The sequence below is a fragment of the Gloeomargarita sp. genome (genome assembly GCF_053491055.1).
On the sequence record NZ_JBRCEP010000036.1, the window covers coordinates 1 to 5,482 of the forward strand.

Here is a 5,482-nt window from a genome sequence, read left to right on the forward strand (position 1 = left end):
TCACTAACCTCAACTAGTTTTGCCCCCTTTAAGACTGCTGCGACTGCTTTTTGACGCAAATCGTAACTGTATGGTCTTGCCATCGCTTTCCTCCACAGCATCTATCCTATAATATGACGACCTTACCCTGCTTGACTATAACAGTGCATCCACCTTGAACAGAGCATCCATTAGCTAAAAATCTGGCATATTTGGTTCGAACTTTATCGCAACCGTCGCAAAGGATTACATATCAATTTATGAACCTATCAATTATAAATTACCCCCTGGGTATCAATCAGTTCTGCAAGCGTTCTGGTGATGCAAAAACGGGTGGCAGAGACGGTTGCCCAACTGAAGGTACCTACAGCAGTCAACGTCAAGAACACAGCAGTTTTCATAAGTTTCGTGACGAGAACCATCTTTGTGGAAAACAGATGTGATGTAGTTCGTAAGATAGGTAAACTTCTGCGACTAGGTGCATCCATCTAAGCTAGTTAAAGTTATGTGTCAATAAGAAATTCTACGATGATTCTTTTTTGATGGTTGATTTATTTGTATCATGCGCTCGAAACGCTATACTCAGTTTTGTGTTTATGAGAGACTCGACAATTAGAGCAATTTCAAACAAATTTGCGACATTTACCTTTAACTGCAAACCCTGTCCTAGAAGGGGATACAGTGATTACCAGTGCCTTAAAGTTTTGCATTTTTTTGCGAAACGACTATAAATTGTTAATATAACTTTCTATGGCAATCCCATTGGCAATTGAAGTAGTAATAATCCAGAAGTGTTGCATCTTAAGATTTTGAGGATTTGTGCCAAAATGTGCATCGAGCCTCATGATACAAAGCATTGTCATTTCGGAGCTGAATTCTCATTTATAACAGAAATTTTCTCATTAGGCATGTTGCCTGACGCGAATTTATGAACTTTTGTTGCAGAGTTAACACCACTGGTAATAATCACAGGGGGAGGATGTTGGCAGATGATTTGCCTCAGTGCTTGTTGCATAATTATTTGGCGCTGCTGTAGCTTATTGACAATTACTCATGGGGGCGTCAAGGTTTCTACCCCTATGCCTAGGTCCATTCCTTCGTTCAAGGATTCAGTATCTATGATTACATTTTTGTCGGTCATCAGTGCATAAACTAACTCCATGCCTCTATACAGTTCAACTTAGTTTTTATGACGCAACTGCTTTCAGAAATTGCTCGCACCCAAGGCATTGACTATTTTTTACTCTCATTTATGGATTTGTTTGGGGTGCAACGCTCGAAACTGGTGCCCGCTACGGCTATTGACCACATGGCTCAGGGACAAGCGGGGTTTGCCGGGTTTGCTGCCTGGCTCGACCTCACCCCTGCCGACCCGGACGTGTTTGCCCAGCCGGACCTGCAACGGCTGTTTCAACTGCCTTGGCAACCGCAACTGGCATGGATGCCTGCCGACCTGATTCAGACGGATGGGCAACCCCTAGAGCAAACGCCCCGCTGGGTTTTGAAAAGGGTCTTGGCACAGGCGGAGCGCTTGGGCTTCCGAGTCAAGATCGGCGTGGAATGCGAATTTATGATCCTATCCCCCACGAAATGGGCAACTTCGGATGGACAGGATTGCCAGGCCAAGCCCTGCTATGACCAGCAAAGCCTCATGCGCCGTTTTTCAGTGATACGGGCCATCTGCGATGGTATGCAAAAACTGGGGTGGAACCCTTACCAGAGCGATCACGAGGATGCCAACGGTCAGTTTGAGATGAATTGGCAGTTTGACGATGCTTTAGTTACGGCGGATCGCCATGCCTTTTTCAAATACATGGTGAAAAGCATTGCCGAGCAGCACGGCTACCGGGCTACGTTTATGCCCAAGCCTTTTCCCCACCTCACGGGCAATGGTTGCCATGTCCATCTATCGGTTTGGGATGTGTCGGGCACAACCAATCTGTTTGCTGACGAACAAGGGGAACTTGGTCTGTCGCTGCTGGCGTACTATTTCATTGGTGGGGTTCTGTACCATGCTCCGGCGTTGTGTGCTCTGACTAATCCAGCGGTCAATTCCTATCGTCGTCTCCATGCGCCTCCCAGCGCTTCGGGAGCGACTTGGGCGCCTGCCACTGTTAGTTACAGTGGCAACAACCGCACCCACATGATTCGCATCCCCGATCCTGGTCGGTTCGAGCTGCGTCTGGCCGATGGAGCGGCTAATCCCTATTTGCTCGCAGCAGGTTTGATTGCCGCTGGGCTAGATGGCATCTGCCAACAACGGCACCCTGGCCCTCGCTACGACAACAACACTTATACTGACCCCATTCCCGGCCTGCCGACCCTGCCTACGTCCTTGAGCGAGGCCCTGGATCACTTTCGGCAAAACCCCATGTTCCGAGCGGCATTAGGGGGTGCTTTTGTGGATGCCTATGTGAAGTTAAAAAAGCAGCAGTGGCAGGAGTATCAGTGTCAAATCACCCCTTGGGAACGAGAGACCACCTGGGACTGTTGAACGGTGGCCTGGCCAGCAGACCCCTTGTAATGGCAGTTTTGGATACAGTTTGAGGCTTAATCCCGCTCCTACAATTGCTGGGAGCAAAGATTGATTTCTCTGAAGGAGTTCGTATCGAATATGTCTGCCAATCTGGTTACGGCCACCCTGCCGACCGATCCCCGCCGTTTGCTGCCGGTTGATGTACTCAAGCAACTCAACGTTCGCTCCAATCGGGCTGGCTGGGTGCAGCTTCTGAGTCATTTGGCGGTGATGGGGGTAAGTGGCGGCCTGTGGTTGACCCAGATGGGGTCGCGCTGGTGGCTGGCCCTACCTGCCCTGGTGGTTTACGGAACGAGTTTGGCAACCATGTTTGCCGCCTTGCATGAGTGTGTCCATCGCACAGCTTTTGTCAGCCGCTCCCTCAACGACGGCGTGGCTTGGGTGGCGGGGTTGCTCTCGTTTTACAACAGCACGTTTTATCGCTACTACCACCAGTGGCACCACCGCTATACCCAAATCCCCGGCAAGGACCCGGAACTGGAGGACCCCAAACCGCAAAACTGGCGGCAATACCTGCTCGAGCTAAGTGGTATCCCCTGGTGGGTCGGCAAAGTCACAAGCTATTGGCGTCTGGCCACTGGGCAACTGCAAGGCTACCCCTACATTCCAGAGACGGCCCGTGGGGAGGTCGTCCGTTCAGTGCGGTGGCAGTTGACAGTCTATGGGCTTGGAATTGCCCTCTCTGTGGGAACGGGCTGGCCTTGGTTCCTGCTACTTTGGTGGTTGCCGTTGGCGGTAGGACAACCTATGCTGCGCTTTATTCTGCTGGCCGAGCACACTGGCTGTAGTCACAATGGGAACCCTTTGACCAATACCCGCACCACATTGACGGTTTGGCCGGTGCGGCTGCTGATGTGGAATATGTCCTATCACGCTGAGCACCACCTTTACCCTTCAATTCCGTTTCATGCTTTGGCTAAAGCGCATACCTATTTGCAACCCCATCTGGCCCATGTGGGAACGGGCTACGTGCAGGTGCATCGGCGCCTGGTGAATTCCTTTCGGGTATGAATCTCCAGTTTTGGAGCCTCAAGGATTTTGCTCTCCAGTGCGGCATCTCCTTGCCCCGCATCACCCTGGCTTATGCCACCTACGGACACCTTGCGCCGCGGCGGGACAATTTGGTGCTTTACCCCACTTCCTATGGGGCGCAGCACACGGACATTGACTGGCTGATTGGGTCAGAGGGCATTCTCGACCCAGGTCGCTGGTTTATCGTCATCCCCAATATGCTGGGCAATGGCCTTTCTACATCTCCGAGCAACGACCCAAACTGCGGACTGCGCGAGGATGGTTTTTGGTTTAGCCACTGGGATAACGTGCGGCTGCAGGAAAGCCTGATTCGCCAGCATTTTGGCGTGGAGCGGATCGCTCTGATTTACGGCTGGTCCATGGGTGCACAACAGGCTTACCACTGGGCGGCGCTGTTCCCGGAGCGGGTAGAACGGGTGGTGGCCCTTTGCGGTACGGCCAAAACCACCGTTCACAACCAGTTATTTTTGGAAAGCCTGCGGGCAGCGCTGACGGCAGACCCTGCTTGGAATGGACGGCGATTTACAGGCGTGCCGGAGCGGGGTTTGCGGGCTTTTGCTCTGATTTATGCCAGTTGGGCGGCATCTCAGCCGTTTTTTAACCAACACATCTACAAAGGCCTGGGGTATTCATCTCTGGATGATTACCTTGTCCGAGGCTGGCAGGCCAATTATCGCCGCCGTGACCCCCACGACTTGTTGGCAATGATCGAAACCTGGATTCGCTGTGATGTGAGTGATAACCCGCTGTACAAGGGCGACTATCGAGCCGCGCTCAGGGGCATTCGCGCCCGTACCCTCGTGATGGCTGGGCAGACCGACCTCTATTTTACACCGGCAGACTGTCGGGCTGAGGCGGAACAAATCCCCCAGGCAATCTACCAAGAGATTCCTTCCCTTTGGGGGCATCGCGCGGGCAATCCCTATCAAAATCCGGCGGATGCCGCTTTCATACGGGAGGCGGTCCAACAATGGCTTTCGCCCTAACCCCAAGGTTGCCTACCGATGTGGGGCAGCGCGTCATGCTACAACAAAGATTAGGGTACCCTTGTCAGCGGTACCGGATCGGGGGACACTGATACTGACGACCGCATGGGGAGGCAAAAACCATGAAGCGGGTGCTGGGGATTATTCTCGGTGGCGGTGCGGGAACACGGCTTTATCCCTTGACCAAGTTACGGGCAAAACCTGCTGTACCCCTGGCCGGTAAATATCGCCTGATTGATATTCCCGTCAGCAATTGCATCAATTCCGAAGTCCACAAAATTTATGTCCTCACCCAATTTAATTCTGCTTCCCTCAACCGGCATCTTAACCGTGCCTATGCGTTTTCCGGCTTTGTGGACGGGTTTGTGGAGGTGTTGGCAGCGCAACAGACCCCCGACAATCCAGGCTGGTTCCAAGGGACAGCAGATGCGGTGCGGCAATATATGTGGCTTTTTGAGACGTGGGATGTGGACCATTACCTAATTCTGTCGGGGGATCACCTGTACCGCATGGACTACCGAGAGTTTGTGGCGCGGCACCAACAAACGGGAGCAGACATTACCCTATCGGTGATTCCGGTGGAGGAGAAACGGGCTTCAGCGTTTGGGTTGATGAAAATTGATGCGACGGGGCGGGTCATTGACTTCCGAGAAAAACCGAAAGGGGACGCCCTGCGGGAAATGCGGGTGGATACTACTGTGTTGGGGTTATCCCCGGAGATGGCCCAGCGCAAGCCCTACATTGCCTCGATGGGGATTTATGTCTTTAACAAAGACATCCTGCGGAAACTTTTGCAAGAAGACCCAACCCGCACCGATTTCGGTAAAGAGGTGATTCCGGCGGCCATCAAAGACTATAAAATTCAGGTGTATTTATTCAACGACTATTGGGAGGATATTGGGACGATTGAATCGTTTTATGAAGCCAATTTGGCCCTAACCAAACAGCC

At 52.1% G+C, this 5,482-nt stretch carries 4 protein-coding genes; all 4 read left to right on the plus strand.

Annotation, left to right across the window (positions count from 1 at the left end; translation table 11 throughout):
• Positions 1-1,168: 1,168 nt before the first annotated feature.
• Complete coding sequence (gene glnT, locus ACWISF_RS03790) at positions 1,169-2,473, plus strand: type III glutamate--ammonia ligase (RefSeq protein ID WP_448380261.1); 1,305 nt, start codon at positions 1,169-1,171, stop codon at positions 2,471-2,473.
• Positions 2,474-2,593: 120 nt separating this feature from the next.
• On the plus strand, positions 2,594-3,526 hold the full coding sequence (locus tag ACWISF_RS03795) for a fatty acid desaturase family protein (RefSeq protein WP_448380262.1): 933 nt from the start codon (positions 2,594-2,596) through the stop codon (positions 3,524-3,526).
• Positions 3,523-4,533 carry an alpha/beta fold hydrolase gene (locus ACWISF_RS03800; protein WP_448380263.1) on the plus strand — a complete coding sequence of 337 codons (1,011 nt, stop codon included), beginning with the start codon at positions 3,523-3,525 and terminating at the stop codon, positions 4,531-4,533. The genes ACWISF_RS03795 and ACWISF_RS03800 overlap by 4 nt, the downstream gene beginning before the upstream one ends.
• 122 nt (positions 4,534-4,655) lie before the next feature.
• Positions 4,656-5,482, plus strand: an 827-nt coding sequence (locus ACWISF_RS03805; protein ID WP_448380264.1) for a sugar phosphate nucleotidyltransferase, incomplete at its 3' end; no start/stop codon positions are given.

Excerpts from the sequence above, each read along its gene's own strand:
- ACWISF_RS03795 (WP_448380262.1), top strand. The coding sequence starts at position 2,594 with ATGTCTGCCAATCTGGTTACGGCCACCCTGCCGACCGATCCCCGCCGT.
- glnT (WP_448380261.1), top strand. The coding sequence starts at position 1,169 with ATGACGCAACTGCTTTCAGAAATTGCTCGCACCCAAGGCATTGACTAT.
- ACWISF_RS03800 (WP_448380263.1), top strand. The coding sequence starts at position 3,523 with ATGAATCTCCAGTTTTGGAGCCTCAAGGATTTTGCTCTCCAGTGCGGC.